This window comes from Acidimicrobiia bacterium (assembly GCA_036396535.1).
Classification (GTDB): Bacteria; Actinomycetota; Acidimicrobiia; order Spongiisociales; family UBA5794; genus DASWKR01.
In genome coordinates this window covers 1-22971 of the sequence record DASWKR010000084.1, presented here as the reverse complement: position 1 = coordinate 22971, position 22971 = coordinate 1, and the positions used below count along the sequence as shown (strand labels likewise).

The following is a 22971-nucleotide window of genomic DNA, read 5'->3' as shown; positions in this document are numbered from 1 at the left end:
TGTCTCCCGCTCGGCGGGGGACCGGCGAGCGGTCGCCCTGCGACCCGAGCCGAGGGGGCACCTGGCCGCCACACACTGCCCGGCCCCCTCGACTCGGCCTGCGGCACTCGTCGATCCCCCGGAGACCGGGGGATTGCGTAGAAGCCTGCGAACCGTACGGACGGCCACCCACGCTGTCTCCCGCTCGGCGGGGGACCGGCGAGCGGTCGCCCTGCGACCCGAGCCGAGGGGGCACCTGGCAGACCGGACCGTAGGGCCCCCTCGACTCGGCCTGCGGCACTCGTCGATCCCCCAGAAACCGGGGGATTGCGTAGAAACCGGCGAACCGTACGGACGGCCACCCACGCTGTCTCCCGCTCCGCGGGGGACCGGCGAGCGTCCCGCCAGTGACCGAACCGAGGGGGCACCTGGCAGACCGAACCTCCGCGTTAGCCGACGCCGCAAACCGAGACAGCCGCGGCCCGTGGTCAACAATCCCGCGACAGACCACTAGCTTCGGGGCGATGGCCGACCGTCACATGACCCCCGAGCAGTTCCGCAAGCGCGGGTACGAGGTGATCGACTGGATCGCCGACTACATGGAGAACGTCGAGACGTACCGGATCACCCCGACGGTCCAACCGGGAGCGATCAGGGCAATGCTCCCGGATCACGCACCTGAGGAGCCGGAGCCGTTCGAGGCGATACTGCGCGACCTCGACGCCATCGTCATGCCCGGCGTGACCCACTGGCAATCGCCGAACTGGTTCGCGTACTTCCCTGCCAACACGTCCGGCCCGGCGATCCTCGCCGACCTGATCTCCTCCGGGCTCGGCCAGCAAGGCATGTTGTGGGCGACGAGCCCAGCGTGCACCGAGGTCGAGATGGTCGTCGTCGACTGGCTGGTCGACTTGCTCGGCCTGCCGCAGCAGTGGAAGACGACCCAGCGCGGCGGCGGGGTCATCCAGATGAGCGCCTCGGACTCGACGCACGCCGCGCTCGTGACGGCTCGCCACCGGGCGGCAGCCCGCCACCCTGTCCGATCTCTGGTCGTGTACGCATCGAGCCAGGCGCACTTCTCGACCCGGAAAGGGGCGAACGTCGCCGGGTTCGAGCATGTGCGGCTCATCGAGGTCGATGAGCGCTACGCCATGAGGGTCGACGCCCTCGAGGACGCCGTTGCTGCCGACCTGGCTGCCGGGCTCGTTCCCGCCTTCGTGACGAGCGCCGTCGGCACGACGGGGACGACCGCGGTCGACCCGGTGCGACAGGTGGGCGAGGTGGCCGGCAAGTACGGGATGTGGCACCACGTCGACGCCGCGTATGCGGGCACCGCGATGACGTGCCCGGAGTTCCGCCACCATCAGGAGGGGCTCGATCTGGCCGACTCATACGTGTTCAACCCCCACAAGTGGATGTTCACGAACTTCGACTGCTCGGTCTTCTACGTCGCGGACAGGACGCCATTGATCGACGCCATGACGATGCGAGCCCCGTACATGAGCAACGCCGCCAGCGACGCCGGCGTCGTGATCGACTATCGCGACTGGCACGTGCCACTCGGCAGGAGGTTTCGCGCCCTCAAGTTGTGGTGGGTGCTTCGCAGCTACGGCGCAGAGGGCATCAGGGCGGTGGTCAGAGAGCACGTGCGGCTCGCCCGCGAGCTCGCAGAGCGGATCGACGCAGACCCGAGACTCGAGCTCGTCGCCCCCACCCCCTTCGCCCTCGTCAGCTTCCGCCACCTCGGCGGACCGGCGCCGACCCAGCACCTCGCCGAGGCGCTCAACGCCACGGGCCGGGTGCACCTCACCGCGTCGCGCATCGATGGGGCCCCGTTCATCCGGGTCTCCGTGGGCCAGACGTACACGGAACAGCGCCACGTCGACGCTCTGTGGGAGCTCATCGACGAGCTGGCCACAACGGACTGACTGCGAGGTCCGCGCCGCCCTCGGGTCGGCGGGCTCGGTCAGCGTCCGCCGTCGCGCCGCAGCCTGCCGAGCAGGTCCCGCATCACGAACGCGGTCGCCCCCCACATGACCCCCTCGTCGAACTCGAAGAACCACAAGTCATGTCCCATCCAATCCGAGGTCCTCCAGCGCCCCTCGTCGAGCAGGTCGACGACGGTCGGCTCGATGACTGATTCGACCTCGGTCGGATCGGGGAGGAGCTCGACGGGGCGTTGGATGCGCGCCACGACCGGCACGATGACGTTGTCGAGATCCCTCGTCGTCACAGGTGTGAGCCCACCCAGCACCTCGATGGCGTCGCTTGGGAGCCCGATCTCCTCGTAGGCCTCGCGCATCGCAGTCTCGATGACCGACTCCCCGTGCTCGATGGCGCCTCCCGGGAAGACGACGTCGCCGGGATGGGTGCGCATCGTCACGGGACGCTTGGTCAGGATCACCCTGGCCTGTCCTTGCCGGTCGCGGTAGAGAGGAACGAGGACGGCCGAACGAGCCGTCTTCGGTTCCGGAACGGCCGGGAGCGCCGCGAGGATGCTCCAGATGTCGAGCATCCCCGGAGCGTACTTCCAGCCGACGTGACGCCCGACAGGGTCGCGAGCGAGGCGCCCTGCGCCGGCGTGGGGCGGACCGAAGAACCCCCTGGCGGGGGATAAGCTCATCCGATGGCTTCCTCGCTGCCGACTCACCCGAGGTACTCGCCTCGCTACCTGCTCCGACCCTTCGCCAAGAGGGACGTCGCCGCGCTGGACGAAGCGGTCGTCCGCTCGCTGCCCGACCTGGCACGCTGGCTACCTTGGGCCGCCGAGGGCTACACCAGGGCGGTCAGCCTCCAGTTCATCAGGGACTCGATCCAGGCATGGACGGAAGCCAAGGCATACGACTTCACCATCCGGGGCGCCGCGGAGCCGGAGCGCCATCTCGGGAACATCTCCGTCTGGCACACCTCGAGACCGAACCTCGTCGGTGAGATCGGGTACTGGGTGAGAAGCGACGAAGCCGGCAAGGGGATCTGCACCGAGGTGGCGGCCAGAGTGCTCGAGATAGCCTTCGAGGAGCTCGGCCTGCACCGCGTCACTCTGCGAATCGCGGTCGGCAACCGGGCGTCGGAGCGGGTCGCCGAGAAGCTCGGGTTCGCATTCGAGGGGACGCTGCGCCACGAGGTCAGGGTCGCCGGCCAATGGCTCGACCACACCTCGTGGGGCTTGCTCGATTCCGATTGGCTCCGCGAGCGTGAGCGATACCGCGCCCAGGCGTGGGCGTGAGCCCAGCCCGTTGTTGGGTCGGGTGCCTCGCCGGGCTGTAAGAAAACGCTTGCATGGTTGTCTCATACCCGAGGGCTTGGCCAGGAAGGCCTACCAAGGGGTTGCTACATGGGCGTGATGAGCGAGCGACGCCTCAAGGCGTTACATGCCGCCGAGTACGACGAGGACCACTACCTGCGGGTGCGCAACGCGCTGGAGGCACTCGATCTGCCTGCGACGGACGACGTGGTGCTCGCGCTGGGCCACGCGGTGTTATCCCATCCGGCGGCAGCATCGAAGTTGCGACAATTGGCCGACATCTGGTCGGTGCTCGGCAACAGCCGGACGATCACCAGGGACGAGAGGATCGTGTTCGAGATTCTCTGACCTCGTCCCGAATCCGTTCTGGCGTCCCTGGGTCGCATATGGGCGACACCGGGACGCCAGAGCGGTTGTGGCGGGGGATGCGGCGCGTAGGAACCGATCGCGCCGGCGGCGTCGTTCCAATCCTGGGATGACAGTCGATCTCTACCTAACGTCGCCTTCGTGAGCCCCCGAACGCTGCAACTCGTGCAGAACCTCTTGATCACGGCGATCACCCTCGTGCTGGCCGCCGCCGTGCTGCTCGCCTTCACCCGCGTCATCGAACCGCGCGATGGCCAGGCACTCGTGGCGACCACCACGACCACGACGACACCCACGGACACCACGACCACGACCCAACCGCCGACGACGACCACGGAGGCGCCGACCACGCTCCCGCCGGGTCAATTCCCGTGGTCGACCGGTCCGTGCTCCGTCCCGCCGCCGGACGACAGCGGCGACGTCACCGCCCTGCGCATCTTCTTCAACTGCGGCGACCTGGCCGGGCCGACGGGAGACACCAGCGTCGTCAGGGTGGTCTCCTCGACCCCCCAGCGCATGACGGCGACGATGCGCGAGCTCGTGAAGGGACCAACGGACGAGGAGATGGCGGTTGGCTTCGGGAGCTTCTGGTCGGGGGCGACCGAGGACGCCATCGAGTTCGTGACTATTCGCGACGGCGTTGGAGTCGTCGATTTCGTCGGGATCGAGGAGCTCGTCGACCGCCTCGATCCGATCGCCAAGCAGTTCTGGCTGGGCGAGCTCTATGCCACGGTGTTCCAGTTCGAGACGCTGAACGCAGCCGAGTTCCAGCTCGGCGGGAGCTGCGACGACTTCTGGCAACTCGTCAACGGCACCGGCTGCGAGGTCATCCAGCGAGCAGACTGGGATACCATCGCCGCATCGAACGAGGCTGAGCAGTAGGTCGATCGGCCCAGGGATCGCTCAGCCGCAGGCCCGCGTCGGCCGATAGCCGTCCGATGGACCGTGTCCCCACGCGCCCGCCCGGCCTGCTCGACCTGGCCCCCGCCGGGCTCGTCGTCGGCATCGCGTCCGTCCTCCTGGTCCTGATCGGCGGGGCCGACTACCTGACGGGAACCGACTTCTCGTTCGCCTTCCTGTACATCGTCCCGGTCGGCATCATCGCCATTCGACTCGACAGGGCCGCCGCCTCGGTGATGGCGCTGATCGCGGCGGCCGGTTGGTTCTTGATCGACTTCAACACCGCTTCCGTGGAACCGCGGCTCGGCGTGCAGTTGTGGAACACCCTCACGACACTGGCGTTCTACATCGTCATCGCATCGCTGATCGACGGCCTCCACAGGGCGCTCATGCGCGAGACCGCAGCAGCTCGGACCGATCTGTTGACCGGGCTTCCGAACCGGCGCATGTTCACCGAACTCGCAGTGCGCGAGCTGACGCGCTCGCAACGAGCGGGCGAGGACATAGTGCTGGCGTTGATCGACCTGGACGAGTTCAAGACGATCAACGACGAGCTCGGACACGAGGCAGGGGACGCGGCGTTGCGCTCGGTCGCCAGGGCGATGCAGCAGACGATCCGCTCCGTGGACGTGATCGCTCGGTTCGGAGGCGACGAGTTCGCCGCCCTCGTCGCCGGCAAGGCGACAGCCGCCCACGCCATCCTCAACCGGCTGGCGAGCGCGGTGCGTTCGACCGCGATCGAGGGCAAGGCGCTGCGCGCATCGATCGGCGCCGTCGTCGTCCACGGCGAGTCGCTCGATCACGCCTTGGCCCGTGCCGACGCGGCGCTCTACTCGGCGAAGCGAGCAGGCAAGGACAGGATCGAGCTGGTCATCGAGCCGGACCGGATCACGGACGCATTCGACCAATGAGAAGAGGCGCCCCGAGAGGCGCCTCTTCTACATGACCGCTCCTGGCGGTCACAAGCTCACCGTGATCAGACGATCACAAGCTCACCGTGATCAGACGATCACATCATGCCTTCCATGCCGCCGCCATGTCCGTGGCCCCCGGCAGGCGCCTCTTCCTTCTCCTCGGCGACGAGCGCCTCGGTGGTGATGAGGAGGCCTGCGATCGACGCGGCGTTCTGCAACGTCGACCGGGTCACCTTGGCGGGATCGATGATCCCCTCGGCGATGAGGTCCTCGTACTGGCCGTTGGCCGCGTTGAAGCCCTTTCCGTCGGCAAGCTCGCGAACGCGCTCCACGACAACGCCACCCTCGTGGCCTGCGTTGATCGCGATCTGACGAAGCGGAGCCTCGAGGGACCGCCTCACGATGGAGCGGCCCGACTTGACGTCGTCCGTGCCGCCGCGCAGCTTGTCGATCGCCGCCTGAGCACGAAGAAGGGCGACGCCTCCGCCGGGCACGATGCCCTCGTCGACGGCTGCCCGAGTGGCCTGGATGGCGTCCTCGATGCGGTGCTTCTTCTCCTTGAGCTCGACCTCGGTGGCGGCGCCGACCTTGACGACGGCAACCCCGCCCGCCAGCTTGGCAAGACGCTCGGAGAGCTTCTCACGATCCCAGTCCGAGTCCGAGTTCTCGATCTCCTGACGGATCTGCTTGGTGCGAGCCGCGACGTCGGCGGCGGTTCCGCCACCCTCGACGATGGTGGTGTTGTCCTTGGTGATCACGATCTTGCGGGCTCGGCCGAGCATGTCGACCGTGACACCGTCGAGCTTCAGGCCGACCTCCTCGGAGATCACCGTTGCTCCTGTGAGGATCGCGATGTCCTGCAGCATCGCCTTGCGACGCTCGCCGAAGCCCGGCGCCTTCACCGCAACAGACAAGAACATGCCGCGGATCTTGTTGACCACCAGGATCGCCAGGGCCTCGCCCTCGACGTCCTCGGCGAGCACGAGCACCGGCTTGCCGGTCTGCATGACCTTCTCGAGCACGGGCAGCAGGTCCTGCACAGCCGTGATCTTCTGGTTGGCGATGAGCACGTACGGGTCTTCGAGGACCGCCTCCTGGCGATCGGGATCGGTGACGAAGTACGCCGAGATGTAGCCCTTGTCGAACTGCATGCCTTCGGTGAACTCCAGGTCGACACCGAACGTCTGGCTGTCCTCGACGGTGATGACACCTTCGTTGCCGACCCTCTGGAGAGCCTCGGCGATCTTCTGCCCGATCTCGTTGTCCGCAGCCGAGTTGGCCGCGACGTATGCGATCTGATCGACGGCGTTCGAGTCGACAGGCGTGGCCATGTCCTTGATGAAGTCGACGACCTTGACGACGGCCTCTTCGATCCCGCGCTTCATCTCCATCGGGTTGGCGCCCGACGCGACGAGGCGCAGCCCGTCAGTCACCATCGCCTGCGCCAGTACGGTCGCCGTGGTCGTGCCGTCACCGGCTACGTCGTTCGTCTTGTTGGCGACTTCCTTGGCGAGCTGAGCACCCATGTTCTCCCATGGATCCTCGAGCTCGATCTCCTTGGCGATGGTTACGCCGTCGTTCGTGATCGTGGGCGAGCCCCACTTCTTCTCGAGAACGACGTTCCGCCCCTTCGGGCCGAGCGTGACCTTCACCGTGTTGGCGAGCTTGTCGACTCCCGCCTGGAGGCCACGGCGCGCCTCTTCGTTGAACCTCAGTTCCTTGGCTGCCATTTCTGTGGATCCCTCCTAGCCGAGTGTCGCGAGAACGTCGCGGGACGAGAGGATGAGGTAGTCCTCGCCCTCGTACTTGAGCTCTGTTCCCCCGTACTTCGAGTAGAACACGAGATCGCCAACCTTCACGTCGAGGGGGATGCGATCCCCGTCGTCGTTGCGGTCACCCGGTCCGACGGCGAGAACTTCCCCGAGTTGGGGCTTCTCCTTGGCGGTGTCCGGGATCACGAGTCCGCTGGCGGTGCGGGACTCGTCCTCGTCCTTGGGCTTCACGACGATGCGGTCGCCCAGGGGATTCAACTTCATCCGACTTCCTCCTCAGGTAGTTAGCAGTCGGGACTTGCGTTTGCTAATAGTAGCAATCGACTCGTTCGAGTGCTAATCCGTCGATGTGCGCCGCCACCTCGGCCGTCGCCCACATCCCGGGACCACTTGCTCGCCCACCGGGACGGAGCGACCCGAGCGAAATCCCCGTATAGCGACGCCGATGCGCGAAGCTACGCGCCATGACGGGGCCCCGCTGGCGCATCATCGGTTCGTTCATCGCGATCGTGATCGCCTCCGCATGCGGAGGGTCGACCGGCGACGGCACGACCACCGCTCCCGGGACGGGAGGCTCGACGGGCACTGAAGGAGGCACGACCGAGCCGGTGGAGAACACCACGTCCACCGAGCCGGCAGCCGCCCTGCGCGGGCTCGACCTCGAGGTGCTCGCCGAAGGCCTCGGCCAACCGACATTCATCGTGACGGCGCCGGGAGACGACCGGCTTTACATCGGGGAGCGCGGTGGCGTCGTCAAGATCTACGACCATGAAGAGGGCGTTCTCGATGAGCCGTTCCTCAACATCCCGGATCGGGTGTCCTCGAACGGGATCGAGCAGGGCATGCTCGGGATGGCGTTCCACCCGGACTACCAGAGCAACGGACGCTTCTTCGTGTACCACGTCGACAGGGACCAGAAGCGCCAGCTCGCCGAGTACCACGTGAGCGATGACCCGAACGTCGCCGACATCGAGGACGCCGTCGCCCTGTGGGATCGGGAGCAGCCACCGGACTCCACCGACATCCGTCACTACGCCGGCTACCTCCTCTTCGGCCCGGACGGCAACCTGTGGGTGTCGAGCGGCGACGGTGCGGCCGGGCCGGTCACCGGCCAGACGACCGACGACTACTTCGGGGCGATCCTGCGGTTCGACGTCGACAGCCCGGCCAACGGCGAGCCGTTCTCGACACCGGACGACAACCCGTTCGCCGATGAGGGCGGCGACGCAGCCGCCGTGTGGGCGTACGGACTGCGGAATCCGTGGCGCTTCAGCATCGACGTCGATTCCGGCAACGTGTTCATCGCCGACGTCGGCCAGGCGAACTGGGAAGAGGTGAACGTCACGTCGCTCGAGTCCCCGGGGATGAACTTCGGTTGGGCGACGATGGAGGGCAAGAACTGCTACATCCCGTCCGACTGCGACCCTTCGGGCCTGACGTCGCCGATCTACGCGTACTCCCATGACGACGGGTGCTCGATCACCGGCGGCCACGTCTATCGAGGCGCAGCCATCCCGGAGATCCAGGGCCAGTACTTCTTCGCAGACTGGTGCGGCGAGTGGATCAGGAGCCTCACGTACGAGGGAGGAGAGGCCGGCACGGTTCGAGACTGGTCGTCCGACCTCGACGGCGCAGGCCAGGTGAACGCCTTCGGGGTCGGTCCGGACGGCGAGCTGTACATCGTCAACCACGCAGGCGTCCTGGCGAAGATCGTGCCGGTCAGATGACCTTCGATCTCAAGCGCCGAGCCTGAGCCCGGCGTCGACGTCGACCTGCCAAGAAGCGACCTCCCCGAGACCGAGCCTGAAGTTGGCGGCGGCGGCGATCATCGCCCCATTGTCGGTGCACATCGCCGCGGACGGCAGGTGGAGCTCGACCCCCCTGCGATCCGCCTCCTCCCGGAAGCGCTGCCTGAGCCTGCGGTTGGCGAGCACCCCGCCCCCGCCGGCGACGTGTTGCACCCGGGCGGACTCGACGGCGTTGAAGGTCTTGTCGACCAGGACATCGACGATCGCCTCCTGGAGGGAGGCGGCGACATCGGGGAGGGGCGGCACCGAGCCTTGCGCCTTTGCTCTCTCGAGAAAGGTCACGACCGACGTCTTCAACCCGGAGAACGAGAAGTCGTACGGGTGGTCGCGCAGCGGACGTGGGAAGGCGATCGCACCGGGATCGCCGCCATCGGAGGCGAGGTCGATTGCGGGACCGCCGGGATAGCCGAGCCCCATGAACCGGGCGAGCTTGTCGAGAGCCTCACCTGCTGCGTCGTCCATCGTCGCCCCGACGACCTCGTAGCTTCCCCAGTCGCGCACATGGACGATCTGGCTGTGGCCCCCCGACGCGAGGAGGACGACCGCCGGCGGCGCGAAGTCCGGGTGCTCGAGGCGGGGAGCGAACAGGTGGCCCTCCATGTGGTCGATCGCCAGAAACGGTTTCCCGAGGCTCCACGCCAGCGCCTTGCCGAAAGCGAAGCCCACCATCAAGGCGCCGACCAGCCCGGGGCCCCGGGTGACGGCCACTGCATCCAACTCGTCGGAGTGGACTCCTGCCTGGGCGAGGGCTTGATGCGCCAGCGGGCGGATCGCCTCGACGTGGGCGCGGGCGGCGACCTCGGGGACGACGCCGCCGAACCGGGCGTGGGCCTCGGTCTGCGATGACAGCACCGATGAGCGCACCTCGAGACCCTGCACCACGGCTACGGCGGTCTCGTCGCAACTCGTCTCGATGCCGAGGATCAACGGCCCGTCGGTCATGGGGTTACCTCGAGCGATGCCCGTATGGCGTGGATGCGCGCCGCGTACTCACTCGAATCGATGTCGATCGCCCACATCACGACGGCGTCCTCGTCGACGTAGTAGGCCTTTCGCATCCCAACCGGGGCGAAGCCGAAGCGCTCGTAGAGGAGCCGGGCGGCGGCGTTCGAGACCCTCACCTCGAGGGTGAGATGGCGGGCTCCCTTCTCGATGGCGGCGTCGACGAGGGCGAGCATGAGTCTGGTGCCGATCCGGTGGCGTCGCGCCGACGTGTCGACCGCCACGGTGGTGATGTGGGCGTCCTCTTCGACGACGAGGAGGCCGGCATAGCCGACGATGCCTTCGTGGGCGTCGTCTGCCACGAGGTAACGGCGGTTCGGCTGCGCCAGCTCGTCGTTGAAGACCCCGATCGACCAGGGCTGCGGGTAGACCTTCGTTTCGAGCGCAGCGACCACCGGGATGTCGCGAGTCGTCATCGGCCGGATCCACAACGCCAGCGAGTCCGACGTCATCACCCTGCTGCTCCCGGCCACAAGCCCTCCTCCCTGAAGTCCGACCAGTTGATGCTGGCATCGGGCTCCCGCATGTAGAGCGGGCGGATCTCGGTCGCCTGCGCGAACTCCTCGTGGTTCGCCTTCATCACGGCGATCTCGAGCATCGTGTCGGCCGCCGGGTACCTCGGGCGCCCAACCTTGGCGCGGTGCGCCGATTTGAGCACGCCCTCCGGCAGGGCGGGCCAGTCGCCGACGACCAGCACGTCCTCCGGGGACGCCTCCACCATGGCGATGAACTGCTCGGGCGTGACGATCTCGCTATCACCGTCGCGCACCACACCGCCTGGTACCGGGCTGAAGGGCGCGGTCGCCACCTGACCCCTCCTCACGTCCACCACAGGCCAGATGAGCCGCCTGCCGGTTGCGGCGCGCAACGCGATCACCGTGAGCGAGCTCACCGTCACGACGCGCACACCGACCGCGGCGGCGATCGCTTGCGCGGTCGCGATTCCGGCCCTAATCCCGGTGTACGGGCCGGGGCCGATGTCGACCGCGACGAGGTCGAGGTCGTGTGGGGTCCAACCGGCTTGGGTGAAGCAGAAGTCGATGGCAGGAACGAGGAATCCGACGTGTCCCCGTCCGTCGACCCGCACCGACATGGCGACGAGGCTGGCATCGTCGCCGAGCGCGACGGAGCTGGCAGGGGTGGCGGTCTCGATCGCCAAGATCCTCATACCGTGAGCTCCTCGAGGCCTCTCGCAGCCCAAGCCCCATGGGGGATCAGCCGAATCCTGCGGGTCTCGTCGTCGACGATGACGATGTCGACGACGAGATGATCCGGCGGCACCCCGGGGGCGACTGCGGTTCCCCATTCGATCATGAGGATCCCGTCGCGGCTCTCCGTCGGCAGCTCGAGGTCGTCGAACTCGGCGAACGAGCCCAGGCGGTAGGCGTCGGCGTGCACGATCGGAAGGAACCCGTCGTATCGCTTGGCGAGGACGAACGTCGGGCTCGTCACCCGCCCTTGAACGCCGAGACCCTCGGCCACACCGCTGGCGAACAGCGTCTTACCAGAGCCGAGCCCTCCCGCCAGGAGGAGGACGTCCCCGGCCCTCAGCAGCGCCGCCACTCGCCGACCGATCGCCAGGGTGTCCGCAGGCGACGCCGACGCGAGCTCGATGGCGTCAGTCATTCGAAGAGGTCCAGTTGAGCCGGCTCCTGCACCGTCGACTCCTCCGGCGGTTCCGGCTCGAGCTGTGGGGATTTCGCGATCCTACCGTCGACGACTTGGCGCACCAGACCGAAGTCGAAACGCATCTCCTCCAGCACCCGGGAGCTGCCGCGCAATGCTGCGGCCGGATGGAACGTGGCGACGAGATGCCTGCCCCACCATTCGAGCGCCTGGCCCCGCAGCCGGGTCACCCCGAGCTCGGAGCGCAACAGCAGCTTGGAGGCGAAGTTGCCGAGCGTCACGACGACCTTCGGGTCGACGAGCCGAAGCTGCGCCCGCAAGTAGCCCTTGCAGGCGTCGATCTCGTCCGGACGCGGGTCGCGGTTTCCCGGTGGGCGGCATTTCACGACGTTGGCGATGTAGACCTGTTCTCGGGTGAGGCCGATCTCGCCGAGCAGCTGCTCGAGCAGCCGCCCGGACGGACCGACGAACGGGAGTCCTTGCTCGTCCTCCCGCTGGCCGGGACCCTCGCCGACGAACATGACGTCGGCGTCCGGAGCACCCGAGCCGAACACCACCTGCGTTCTGCTCTCCGAGAGCCGGCAGGCGGTGCAGATGAGCGCCTCCCGGCACAGCAAGGTGAGCTCAGCGGCTCTCTCGGCGGCCGTCACAGGACGACCTTCGGGTCCCATGGGACCGGCCCCTCGTCCGCACTGGCGACGCCGTCGACGATGGCGGCAGCCGTTGCCGCGAACGCCGCCTCACCGAGCGCATCCGGGTCGGCCATCCTCTCGCCGCACGAAACGGCGAAGACGGCGTCGCCGTCGTACCGGGTGTGCGCCGGACGCAGGCATGCGCCGATGGCATCGTGCGCCCTGACGACGAGGCGGATGAGCCCGACCCTGTCTAGCTTCGCATCCGTCGCCACGGTGACGAGTGTCGTGTTCATGAGCTCCGACGTTGCGAAAGCCGGCGGTCCGGGCGCAGGCGGCCCTCCCGTGATCGGCGTGCCGTCGACGTCGAAGACGTCGCCCATGGCGTTGACGACCACCAGGCATCCGACGATGGCGTCTCCGGCACGCACGGCCGCGGACCCGACGCCGGCGCGCACGATGTGCTCCCTACCCCGCCATTTCGCAGCCGTTGCCCCCGTGCCGGCGCCGACGCTGCCGACCTCCACCGGTCCGGAGTGGGCCGCCCGGTATGCCGCCGCCCCGGCGGCCGCGTCCGGTCTTACCGACCCGTCCCCGACGACGAGGTCGTAGAGGATCGCCGCCGGCACGATCGGCACGAGCGCCGCCGGTGTCGGATGGCCCCTGCCCTCGCGCTCGACCTCGGCGACGACTCCGGAGGCGGCATCGAGGCCGAAGGCACTGCCTCCCGCAAACACGATCGCTTGGACCATCTCGACCTTCTTGTCCGGAGCGAGCAAGGCGGTCTCCCTCGTCCCCGGGGCGGCGCCCCTCGCCTCGAACGCGGCGATGTTCGGCTCGGGGAACACCATCACGGTGACGCCGGTCGCCGCCACCGCGTTCGTCCAGTGCCCGACGCGGACCCCTGGGACGGAGGTGAGCGAGCCTTCAGGCACGGTCGCCTCCCGAGTAGCGCCGCGGCAGCCGGGGTCCGAAATCGCACACGATCTCGTAGCTGATCGTGTCGAGCCAGGCGGCCCAGTCATCGGCGGCGATCGACTCGGCACCCTGGCTGCCGAGCACCACGACCTCGTCCCCAACCTCGACGGGCCCGTCCCCGACGTCGACGACGACCTGGTCCATGGTCACCGTTCCTGCGTACGGCACGCGGCGCCCGCGCACCAGCACCTGGCCCCCGACGGACGACAGACGACGCGAGACGCCGTCGGCATACCCGATCGGCACCGTGGCAACCAGAGACCGGCGGCCGAGCGCGCGGCGCCTCCCGTACGACGGGCGCGACCCCTCCTCCAACGATCTCACGTGGGCGACCCGGCTCACGACTCGCATCGCCGGCCTGAGATCGAGATGGGCGCCTGCCGACGGATGAGGCCGAAGCCCGTATGTGCCGAGCCCCACTCGCACCATGTCGAGTCGTGCCGAGGGTGACATGAGCGCTCCCGCCGTGTTGGCGGCGTGTGCCGCCGGCACTGCGATCCCCGCCGCCCGGAGGCGGTCTCGCACCGCCAGGAGCGCTGACGTCTGGGCGTCCGTGAAGTGCTGATCCTCTTCCGCCACCGCGAAGTGGGTCCACACCGCTTCGAGGGACAGGAGGCGGTTGGCCGCGATCCTGCGTGCCAGGTCGACGGCAAGCGGCGGGTCGGCGCCGACCCGATGCATCCCCGTGTCCACCTTGAGGTGCACCCCGACGGGCCGATCCCCCGCCGCCCGCTCCAACGACTCCACGAACCGTTCGGTGTACACGGTCGGGGTGAGCCGCCACGCCACCACCTCGGGCGCGTCCTCGGGAGGTGGCTCGGCGAGCACGAGGATCGGGTGGTCGATCCCGGCTTCGCGCAGCCGGACGCCCTCCTCGACGAGGGCCACCGCCAGCGATGCTGCGCCTCCGGCGGTGGCGGCCTCGGCGACCGGGACGTCACCGTGACCGTACCCGTCTGCCTTGACGACGGTGCACATCGCCGCCGGGGCCACCTCGGCGGCGATCGACGCCACGTTGTGACGGATGGCCGCCAGATCGACTTCGACCCACGACTGCCTCACACCACCCACCGCCCGATCTCAGAGGCGAGCCGGTCGGCGGTCACCGGAGCGGACGCCGCCAGTACCGCACCGGCGCGCCCATGCCAGTGGGCGGCCGATCTGGCCGCAACCTCCGGGGCGAGCCCCCGTGCCCAGAGCGCCGCGATCGCTCCCGCCAGCACGTCTCCCGTGCCGATGGTTGCCAGCTCCGGGCCGCCGCTCGTGACGGCCCATCGCTGCGAGCCGAGGACGAATGTCGGGTTGCCCTTGAGGACGACCACGATCCCGGCGGCGTCCGCCAACGTTGCGGCGCTGTGCCAACCGGCCTCCTCGCCGACGAGGCGGGCGTACTCGCCGGCGTGGGGAGTGATGATCGTGGCCCCCGACCTCCCGGCCAGCTCGCTCGTGCCGTCGAGGGCGTTGAGACCGTCGGCGTCGAGCACGACCGCCCCGCTGCGCCGGCGGAGGATCTCCGACACGAATGCGCCGCCTCCCGTGCCGAGGCCGGGGCCGAGAACCATCACGTCGAAGCGCTCGGCGGCCGCCACGACGGCAGGCGCGTCCTCTGCGGCGAATCGGTCGCCTCCGAGGCCGACCGACATGACCTGGGGGGTCGCACACGCCGCTATCGGTTGCTGAGTCGCCGGAACGATCATCGCCGCCGCTCCGGCACCGGCGCCGAGTGCGGCGCGAGCCGCCAGGACAACGGCACCCGTGAGTCCGGGCGACCCGCCGACGACGGCGACCGACCCGGCAGACCACTTGTGAGCCGACCGGGGTCTCGCAGGTCGCGGGGCGTCGCCGTCCTCGGCGACGAGCAGAATGGCCTCTCCGCCGAGCAGACCGATGTCGGCAACGGTGATCGCGCCGCAGAGATCCGGACCCCGGCCGACGAGATGACCCGGCTTGAGGGCGTGGAACGTCACGGTTCGCTCTGCGCTGAACACGCTGCCCGCCTCCCCGGTCGCCGCGTCCAACCCGGACGGCACGTCGACGGCGAGCACCCTCTGGCGGCTCTCCGCCCACCGGCGCGCCTCGTCCGGCAGCTCGCCGTGAAAGCCGACGCCGAAGACGGCATCGATCACGAGGTCCACCGAGAGCGGGGCTCCCATCTGCACGACACGAACGCCGCGGGAAGCGGCGCGCAGCGCCGCCCACTCGGCTGCGCTGCCGGGAGGCGGTGTGCCGAGGGCGTGGATCACAGGCATGGCCCCGCGCTTGACGAGCTCGGCGGCTGCGACGTACCCGTCGCCGCCGTTGTTGCCCCTTCCGCACAGGACCGCAACCCGGGAGCCGTACCGGGCACCCATCTCGGCTGCGGCGACTGCCACCGCCAGCCCGGCGCGCTCCATGAGCGTCTCGATCGGCGCGTCCGCAGCCGCGTCGAGCTTGGCCGACTCATCTGGCGTGATCACCGGCTTCACGTTCGCGACGCTAGTTGTGTCCCCGTGGGAGGTTGGTGGCGCCGGTCGAGCAGCACGTCCTCGTCCTTCCCGGGTCGCTGCTGTCAGGAGCGTGGCGCATATGCCTGCAGGTCGTGCACGACCTGTGCCCCGATGATGACGATGAGCCCGGCGAGCACGACGTTCGAGTCGACGGCGCTGCCGAGCAGACCTAGTGCGAGAACGAACGGGACCGCCACCAGGCGCACCTGTGCCTGGCGCCGGTCGCGTCCCGAGTTGCCGCGGTCGGTGGCGACGTGGATGGCCGCCATGGCGAGGAGAGCTCCCGCCACCGAGCCGACGAGGAGCCATCGTTCTGCAGCCTCGACGTGCCGGGCGACTGCGAAGTCGAGCCCGATGCCGGTGGCGGTGAGCGCCAGTGCGAGCGGGAGGTGCGCGTAGATCCACACCGTCGGCTTCCATGCGGTCCGCTGCTCCGGGCGTCGCCTGACCACCGAGCCCTCCAGGTTGTCGAAGTAGAGCCACCACAGCGCGCTGGCGACGAGCACGCCGAGCACGCCGCCGGTCGTGGTGGCGGCGTTCCATTCGTGGGCAGAGATCCCCGAGACCACCGCCGCGATCGATTCTCCGAGGACGAGGATCGTGAACAAGCCGAAGCGCTCCGGGAGGTGCGATACGTCGAGAGGGACCGTCGCCTGGACCTTCCGCAGCCGGTACGGGGTCGCCAGGTCGATGGCGAGGCCGATCGTCCACAGCCCGTACCGGACGCCCGGCGGCACGAAGATCGATGCCAGCCAGAACGCTCCGCCCGCTGAGAATCCTCGCAGGTAACCCGACACCAGGTCCCTCGTGCGGGGCACCGATCGGTGCGCTCTCCAGTACATGACGAGGAGAACGGCGCGGGCCGCCACGAAGGCGGCGGCGAACGCCGCGGTCGAATCCGCCTCGTCTCCGGAGACCGAGGCAGCCATGAGTGCGATGGCGACCATCTGCGCAACGGCGAGCAGCCGCTGCCCGAGATCGTCCGTGTCGTATCTGTCGGCGTAGAAGGTGAAGCTCGCCCACGACCACCAGAGCGGCACGAACAACCCGACGAACCCCAGAGCGCCCGACCAGTCGGGATCGAGCAGGAGACGATGTCCCAGCGCTGCGACCGCGACCACGAAGACCAGGTCGTAGAACAGTTCGAGCCAGGTGGCGCTCCTGTGCTGCTCCTCGGACTCCTCGGTGCGAAGCATCGGTGGACGCAGCGCCGCGAGCCTCATTGTCCACCTCTCCTCGACAATCGGCGATCGGCGGCGGAGGATACTCTCGGGCGGCAACCCGGACCCCTCCCGGACGCGGCACACCGATGGGCCGAGCCGCCGCCCGGCGCCTCCCGCTCCGGCCGGTGGTGTAGCGTCCCCGGATGCCCTCGGGGGTCCATCTCACAGTGCACGGTGCCCGCGGCTCAGCGCCCACCTCCGGACGCGACGTCGTGCGCTACGGCGGGCACACGACCTGCTTCGGCGTCGACGGCGTCGACGGGCGTCAGATCATCTTCGACTGCGGCACGGGGATGGCCTTCGCGGCGGCTCTGCGCCACGAGGTCCCGACCGAATACCACGTGTTCCTCACGCACTACCACTTCGACCACCTGCAGGGGCTGCAGTTCTTCTCGCCCCTCTACGACGAGCAGCACCGCTTCGTGTTCTACGGCCGCCCTCCCGAGGGCCTCACCCTCGCCGAGGCGATCCGAGGCGTCTTCAGGCCGCCTTGGTTCCCAGTCGACATCGACGACGACGTCGAAAGGAGACGATACGTCGCCATCGGTGACGAGCCGATCACACTCGACGGCTTCGAGATCACCCACACGACGCTGCGTCATCCCCAGGGGGTCACCGCCTATCGCATCGACCGCGGCAATCGCTCGGTCGTGATCGCCACCGACCACGAGGCGGGGGAACCGGACGCCGACGCCAGGCTGACCGCGCTGGCTGCGGAGGCGACGGTGTTGCTGCACGACGCCCAGTACACGCCCGGCGAATACGACGCATACCGCGGCTGGGGCCACAGCACTTGGCGCGACGCCGTCGCCGCAGCCCGGGGTGCCGAGGTGGAGAGGCTCATCCTGACGAGCCACGACCCCAACCGGTCGGACGCAGCCATAGACGACATCGTTCGCCAAGCGCGTCGGGAGTTCCCACTTGTCGACGCCGCCCGAGAGGGCATGCGCATCGCCCTCTGACCGGGCCGGCATCGATCCCGCTCCGGGCTCGCAGAGGCTTCGCCCATGATCCGCAATGCCAACCAGTCGGCCGCAATTACGCTTGCCCCAAGCCGGAACGTGTGGCCACCCGGCCGGAGATGGCGATGAGCGAAGTCGAGTCATCGGAAGCGAAGCTGGAGCAGGCCATCGCGGCGCTCGAGGCGCAGCGCTCCGTGCTCGGCGATGCAGTCGATCCAGCGATTGCCGCGCTGCAGGATCAACTGGCGCTCCTCCGAAGCGCCGGCGAGGCGGCCGAGGACCAGCGCAAGCAGGTGACCGTCGTCTTCGCAGACGTGCAGGGCTTCACGTCGATGTCGCAGACCATGGATCCGGAAGACGTCGCAGACGTGATGAACGGCGTGTGGGCAGAGATCGATGCCATCATCACGGCGCACGGCGGGACGATCGACAAACACATCGGCGACGCCGTCATGGCGCTGTTCGGGGCTCCCGTGGCCCGCGAGGACGATCCCGAGCGCGCCATTCGGGCGGCGCTCGAGATGCAGGACGCACTCAAGGCGAGAGCGACGAGCGACCAGAGCGCCACGAGCGGACTGGCGATGAGGATCGGGATCCACACGGGACTGGCGATGCTCGGCAACGTCGGCGCCCGTAGCGAGTACACGGCCATCGGCCACACCGTCAACCTGGCGAGCCGTCTCGAGGGCAAAGCGCCTCCGGGGGGCATCCTCATCTCCTACGAGACGATGACCCATGTGCGCGGTCTGTTCGACGTGGTCGCCTCCGACCCGATCCAGGTCAAGGGGATCGAGGCACCCGTGCGGGCGTATCTCGTCAAGCGGGCCAAGCCGCGCACCTTCAGGACCTTCACACGTGAGGTTGCCGGTGTGGAAACGAGGACCGTGGGGCGCGAGGAGGAGATGGCGCAGCTGCTCGCCTGCCTCCCAGAGTCCCCGGCATCGCTTTCGCCCCGCCTCGTGACGATCTACGGCGAGCCCGGGGTCGGCAAGTCCCGCCTCATCTATGACTTCTTCAACCACTTGGAGGCGCAGCCCCACCCCGTGTGGCTCTTCAGGGGCAGAGCCCTGGAGGCCAGCCGCAACACTCCTTACGGCCTGCTTCGCACCATGATCTTCGATCGCTTTCTCATCACCGCCAGCGACTCGAGCGACGCGGCTCGAGCGAAGCTCGAGGAGGGCCTGGCCGGATACATGGGGGCCGATGGCCGGCGTGCAGCACCTTTCATCGGGCACCTCGTCGGCCTCGACTACGCAGACGACGCATCGATCGCCGACCTCTTCAGCGAGGCGAAGGTCATCCGAGAACGCGCCTTTCAGTCGATGGTGGAGATGTTCCACGCCGGGATCGGTGAGCGGTATCTCGTGATCCTGTGCGAGGACATCCATTGGGCGGACGGTGACTCGCTCGACTTCTTGGAGTTCCTCGTGACCACGTCTCACATGCCGCTGCTGATCGTCGCCACCACCAGGCCGGACCTCGTCGACCGTCGACCCGAGTGGAGGGTCGACCGTCCGGACAGGGCCCATATCCTTCTCGAGCCGCTCGAGGCTGAGAAGGCGGACGAGCTCATCGCCGAGGTGCTCCGCCCTCTCGGCGACGTGCCCGCCGAGTTGCGGACCCTCATCGCCGAGCGATCGGAGGGCAATCCCTTCTTCCTGGAGGAGCTCGTCAAGATGCTCATCGACGACGGGGTGGTCGAGACGGGGGGCGGCTCGTGGACGGTACGGCTCGAACGGCTGACACCTGATGCCGTGCCCGGCACCCTCACAGGCGTGCTGCAGGCTCGAGTCGACTCGCTCAACAGGGCCGAGCGGCATGCGGTGCAGCGAGCATCCATCGTCGGTCGAGTCTTCTGGGAGCCGGCCGTCGACCACCTCGCCGAGGCGACCGCCCTCGATCAGGCGGTCGAGCACCTGGCAGACGTCGCCGCGCCCCTGGTGTCGCGGGAGCTGATCTATCCGAGGGAGGACTCGGCGTTCGATACGATGCGCGAGTACATCTTCAAACACGCAATCCTCAGGGACGTCGTCTACGAGACCGTCGTCAAGCGAGTGCGGCGGACGTACCACGAAGAGACGGCGCAATGGCTCGTGGAGACCGCCGGGGACCGGGCGAGCGAGTTCGCAGGGGAGATCGCCGATCATCTGCGGCAAGCGGAACTGCTCGAGACCGCCATCGGCTGGTATGTCACGGCCGGCGACCAGGCCAGGCGGTCGTACGCATCCGAGGCGGCAGCGATCGCATACACGGCGGCGCTCGAACTGTCGGCGGACGCACCGGGAGCAGCCCTCGGCGACCAACGGCGTGCGGCACTCGAAGGCCTCGGAGACGTGCTCACGGCACAGGGCCGCTACCACGAAGCCATCGACCGTTACATCGAGATGCGTGACTCGGCAGTGGTCACCGGGGACGCCGCCACCGAGGCGCGTGCCGAGCGGGGCATGGCTGCGGCCCAGACCTACCTCGGTCGCTTCAGAGACGCTCTCGAGAGCGCTGAACGGAGCGAGATAGCAGCGGCGCGGGCCGAATCCCCGATCGACCTGATGAAGGCCCTCTGGATGCAGGCATGGTCTCGCCTGCGGCTCGGGCTGAACGACGGCGTCGCCGAGCTCAGCGCCGAAGTGCTCGCGAGGAGCCGGGCCATCGGAGATCGCCCGGCTCTGGCGCAGGCCCTCAACCTCGCCGGCGTGGCCGAGTTCAGCTCCGGAAGCTACGACGAGGCGATCGCCCACTTCGACGAGGCGGCTCGGATCTTCGAAGCGATCGGCAATCCGGACGAGGTGATGCCGGTCATGAACAACATCGGGGTGATCCTCGAAGCCAAGGGCGACTATGCGGGAGCCGTCACCTGCTATTCCCAAGCTCTCCAGATCGCCAAGTCGACGAACAACAGGGACGGGGAGATGGTGTACCTCAGCAATCTCGGAGGCGCCCAGGTGGCCACTGGGAGCTTCGCCGAGGGTGAGGCGTCCCTTCGTACCGTCGTAGCGATGGCGGGAGGGAGCCTCGGCGTCCTCGCTGAGACCAAGCGGTTCCTGGCCGAGGCCCTCATCGGACTCGGTCGCCTGGCCGAGGCCGAGCAGGTCGCCATCGAGGCGCTCGACCAGGCGACCGACTCGGAGGCGGGCGACTACATCGCCGCCGCATGGCGGGTCATCGGCGTCCTCGGGTCGCTGACCGGCCGACCCATCGAAGTCGACGCCGGCAATCCGGCTTCGCGGCACGCTCCGGAGGAGGCGTTCTCGAAGAGTCTCGAGATGGCAGAGAGCATCTCTGCAAACGGCGAGAGGGCGCGCACCCTTGTTGCATGGGCCCGTCACGACGCAGCAGCAGGCAGGCTGGCGGAGGCGGCTCGGCGGTGGCACGAGGGAAGGCGACTGCTCCTCCTCCTCGGCGCCGAGAGCGAGGTCAAACGTTTGCAGATCGACCTCGGTTTCCTCGACGAGGCACCCCCGGCGGACACTATGATCGTCGACAATCCAAGGTGAGGGGACAGAGCATGGGACGCAGTCTCAGAGCACTCGTGATCGCGATGCTCATAGTGGTGGCGACAGCCGCAGGGGCAGCCGCCGGCAGCTTTCATTTCAGGACGAGCAGCTTCTCGCTGGGATCGCTGACGTTCAACGGCATCGCGGTCGGCCTCGGCAACGCCGACTACACCTTCGAGCTCGTGGGTACGGCCACCGTGCGCGCCAATTGCGTGAATCCAGGCGGAACCGAGGCCCAGGGCAGGAATGACCTGAGCGTCTCGGTGTCGAACACGGCCGTCGCCTCGACGGATGAGAACGGCCAGACACCCGTGAGCATCACCGTCGAGGACCCAACGCTCGCCGACTTCGGAGGCTCGGCGCCATCCAAGAAGCAGGCTGGTTGCCCGAACGGCAACTGGACGGTCGCCAACGTCACGGTCGTGGGTTGGACGGCTGCACACCTCACGGTCACCGACAACAGCGCCGGCGAGATCGTGTTCGAGCAGTCGTACTCGTGCGGTACGTCGAACGGCGTGTTCGCCTGCACGGCCGCCTGATCGACTGACCCGCAGCGTCCTAGTCGCCGAGCGAGACCGCAAACACCATCGCTCGGTCGTCGGTGTGCGTGATCGTCACGAGGACCCTGACGACTCCGATGGCCTCGGCGCGCGCCGACGCCGTACCGGTGAGGTTCACCCGCGGAGCCCCTCCCCCCGTGATCTCGATGTCCTTCCAGCGCAGCCGTCGCCACCCCATGCCGAGGCTCTTCATGACGGCCTCCTTGCCCGCGAAACGGGCGGCGAGCCTGCCCGATGGATCGGCGTAGCGGTGGGCGTACTGCCACTCATGATCCGTGAAGCAGCGCTCCCTGAAGCGTTCGCCGTATCGAGCGAGGAGGTCGCGAACCCGGTCGATCTCGGCCAGGTCGATCCCGAGTCCGATGATGTCCATGCCGCGGCAGACTAGGTGCCGCCCCACACGCAATCCCTCACAGACGCAATCCCCCGGCGTGAGCCGGGGGATCGGCGAGCGTCCCGCCAGGGACCGAGCCGAGGGGGCCCAACAGTCACCACCACCCGGCACCCCCACATACGCAATCCCCCGGCGAGAGCCGGGGGATCGGCGAGCGTCCCGCCAGGGACCGAGCCGAGGGGGCCCAACCCTCACCACCACCCGGCAGCCGGCACCCCCTCGGCTCGGCCTACGGCGCTTTGTTCACCCTGCTCGACCTGACCGGTGCCACGCCGAGCAAGGAAAGGTCAATCAGGGTGAATCCGCACCCCCGCAAAGCGGGAGACAGCGTAAGAAGGCCTGCGGCGCTTTGTTCACCCTGCTTGACCCGACGGGTGCCACGCCGAGCAAGGAAAGGGTCAATCAGGGTGAATCCGCTCCCCCGCAAAGCGGGAGACAGCGTGAGAAGGCGACCGTCACTCGTGAATCCGCTCCCCCGCAAGAGTGGGAGACAGCGTCATCGTGACACGCAGATGGGCCGCGCCGGTGCGGCGCGGCCCATCGGGGGACGTATTCGATTGGTCGGCTAGTTGAGTGGGCAGCCGAGGTTGTTGAGCTCGTCGAGGAACCTCGCCAGCTTCAGGATCTTCCTCCG

The 22971-nt window shown here is 68.3% G+C and carries 22 protein-coding genes; 9 read left to right on the top strand and 13 right to left on the bottom strand.

The window, feature by feature from the left end; all coding sequences use genetic code 11:
• Nucleotides 1-503 precede the first annotated feature (503 nt).
• Nucleotides 504-1907: a pyridoxal-dependent decarboxylase gene (locus VGC47_14720; protein HEX9856562.1), complete on the top strand. Its 1404-nt coding sequence runs from the start codon at nt 504-506 to the stop codon at nt 1905-1907.
• A gap of 38 nt (nt 1908-1945) precedes the next feature.
• Here the strand turns inward: VGC47_14720 and VGC47_14715 are convergent, their stop codons facing one another.
• Entirely contained in the window at nt 1946-2602 is a 657-nt protein-coding gene (locus VGC47_14715) for a CoA pyrophosphatase (GenBank protein ID HEX9856561.1), read from the bottom strand.
• Nucleotides 2603-2605: 3 nt separating this feature from the next.
• On the opposite strand from VGC47_14715, the gene VGC47_14710 reads away from it, so the two are divergent.
• From VGC47_14710 to VGC47_14695, 4 genes are all read left to right on the top strand, one after another.
• Nucleotides 2606-3205: a GNAT family protein gene (locus tag VGC47_14710; GenBank protein HEX9856560.1), complete on the top strand. Its 600-nt coding sequence runs from the start codon at nt 2606-2608 to the stop codon at nt 3203-3205.
• Nucleotides 3206-3322: 117 nt separating this feature from the next.
• On the top strand, nt 3323-3571 hold the full coding sequence (locus tag VGC47_14705) for a hypothetical protein (protein HEX9856559.1): 249 nt from the start codon (nt 3323-3325) through the stop codon (nt 3569-3571).
• 159 nt (nt 3572-3730) lie between these two features.
• A complete protein-coding gene (locus tag VGC47_14700; protein ID HEX9856558.1) occupies nt 3731-4471 on the top strand; it encodes a hypothetical protein in 741 nt (246 codons plus the stop codon).
• Between the two features lie 56 nt (nt 4472-4527).
• A complete protein-coding gene (locus VGC47_14695; GenBank protein HEX9856557.1) occupies nt 4528-5400 on the top strand; it encodes a GGDEF domain-containing protein in 873 nt (290 codons plus the stop codon).
• Nucleotides 5401-5498: 98 nt separating this feature from the next.
• Here VGC47_14695 and groL read toward each other — a convergent pair whose 3' ends face one another.
• Nucleotides 5499-7133: a chaperonin GroEL gene (gene groL, locus VGC47_14690; protein HEX9856556.1), complete on the bottom strand. Its 1635-nt coding sequence runs from the start codon at nt 7131-7133 to the stop codon at nt 5499-5501.
• Between the two features lie 15 nt (nt 7134-7148).
• Entirely contained in the window at nt 7149-7439 is a 291-nt protein-coding gene (gene groES, locus VGC47_14685; GenBank protein HEX9856555.1) for a co-chaperone GroES, read from the bottom strand.
• 200 nt (nt 7440-7639) lie between these two features.
• Here groES and VGC47_14680 point away from each other — a divergent pair, with 200 nt between their 5' ends.
• On the top strand, nt 7640-8902 hold the full coding sequence (locus tag VGC47_14680; protein HEX9856554.1) for a PQQ-dependent sugar dehydrogenase: 1263 nt from the start codon (nt 7640-7642) through the stop codon (nt 8900-8902).
• Nucleotides 8903-8911: 9 nt separating this feature from the next.
• Here VGC47_14680 and tsaD read toward each other — a convergent pair whose 3' ends face one another.
• The 9 genes from tsaD to VGC47_14635 form a co-directional block, all read right to left on the bottom strand.
• Nucleotides 8912-9925, bottom strand: coding sequence for a tRNA (adenosine(37)-N6)-threonylcarbamoyltransferase complex transferase subunit TsaD (tsaD, locus tag VGC47_14675; protein ID HEX9856553.1), 1014 nt, complete (start codon nt 9923-9925; stop codon nt 8912-8914).
• Entirely contained in the window at nt 9922-10437 is a 516-nt protein-coding gene (gene rimI / locus VGC47_14670) for a ribosomal protein S18-alanine N-acetyltransferase (protein ID HEX9856552.1), read from the bottom strand. Before rimI ends, tsaD begins: the two co-directional genes overlap by 4 nt.
• Nucleotides 10437-11153 (bottom strand): tRNA (adenosine(37)-N6)-threonylcarbamoyltransferase complex dimerization subunit type 1 TsaB, encoded by a 717-nt coding sequence (gene tsaB / locus VGC47_14665; protein ID HEX9856551.1) that lies wholly within the window; start codon nt 11151-11153, stop codon nt 10437-10439. Before tsaB ends, rimI begins: the two co-directional genes overlap by 1 nt.
• On the bottom strand, nt 11150-11611 hold the full coding sequence (gene tsaE, locus VGC47_14660; protein ID HEX9856550.1) for a tRNA (adenosine(37)-N6)-threonylcarbamoyltransferase complex ATPase subunit type 1 TsaE: 462 nt from the start codon (nt 11609-11611) through the stop codon (nt 11150-11152). Before tsaE ends, tsaB begins: the two co-directional genes overlap by 4 nt.
• A complete protein-coding gene (locus VGC47_14655; GenBank protein HEX9856549.1) occupies nt 11608-12261 on the bottom strand; it encodes a uracil-DNA glycosylase in 654 nt (217 codons plus the stop codon). Before VGC47_14655 ends, tsaE begins: the two co-directional genes overlap by 4 nt.
• Nucleotides 12258-13178, bottom strand: a complete 921-nt coding sequence (locus VGC47_14650; GenBank protein ID HEX9856548.1) for a P1 family peptidase — start codon at nt 13176-13178, stop codon at nt 12258-12260. Before VGC47_14650 ends, VGC47_14655 begins: the two co-directional genes overlap by 4 nt.
• Nucleotides 13171-14283: an alanine racemase gene (gene alr, locus VGC47_14645; protein ID HEX9856547.1), complete on the bottom strand. Its 1113-nt coding sequence runs from the start codon at nt 14281-14283 to the stop codon at nt 13171-13173. The genes VGC47_14650 and alr overlap by 8 nt, the downstream gene beginning before the upstream one ends.
• Nucleotides 14280-15686 (bottom strand): NAD(P)H-hydrate dehydratase, encoded by a 1407-nt coding sequence (locus VGC47_14640; protein ID HEX9856546.1) that lies wholly within the window; start codon nt 15684-15686, stop codon nt 14280-14282. The genes alr and VGC47_14640 overlap by 4 nt, the downstream gene beginning before the upstream one ends.
• Nucleotides 15687-15769: 83 nt before the next feature.
• Nucleotides 15770-16930 carry a low temperature requirement protein A gene (locus VGC47_14635; protein HEX9856545.1) on the bottom strand — a complete coding sequence of 387 codons (1161 nt, stop codon included), beginning with the start codon at nt 16928-16930 and terminating at the stop codon, nt 15770-15772.
• 143 nt (nt 16931-17073) lie between these two features.
• Here VGC47_14635 and VGC47_14630 point away from each other — a divergent pair, with 143 nt between their 5' ends.
• The 3 genes from VGC47_14630 to VGC47_14620 all read left to right on the top strand — a co-directional run bounded on the left by VGC47_14630 (nt 17074) and on the right by VGC47_14620 (nt 21922).
• Nucleotides 17074-17892 carry an MBL fold metallo-hydrolase gene (locus tag VGC47_14630; protein ID HEX9856544.1) on the top strand — a complete coding sequence of 273 codons (819 nt, stop codon included), beginning with the start codon at nt 17074-17076 and terminating at the stop codon, nt 17890-17892.
• Nucleotides 17893-18017: 125 nt separating this feature from the next.
• Entirely contained in the window at nt 18018-21383 is a 3366-nt protein-coding gene (locus VGC47_14625; GenBank protein HEX9856543.1) for an adenylate/guanylate cyclase domain-containing protein, read from the top strand.
• 11 nt (nt 21384-21394) lie between these two features.
• Nucleotides 21395-21922, top strand: coding sequence for a hypothetical protein (locus tag VGC47_14620; GenBank protein HEX9856542.1), 528 nt, complete (start codon nt 21395-21397; stop codon nt 21920-21922).
• A 19-nt stretch (nt 21923-21941) separates the two neighbouring features.
• On the opposite strand, the gene acpS is transcribed toward VGC47_14620, so the two are convergent.
• Nucleotides 21942-22316, bottom strand: coding sequence for a holo-ACP synthase (acpS, locus tag VGC47_14615; protein ID HEX9856541.1), 375 nt, complete (start codon nt 22314-22316; stop codon nt 21942-21944).
• Nucleotides 22317-22971: the final 655 nt, after the last annotated feature.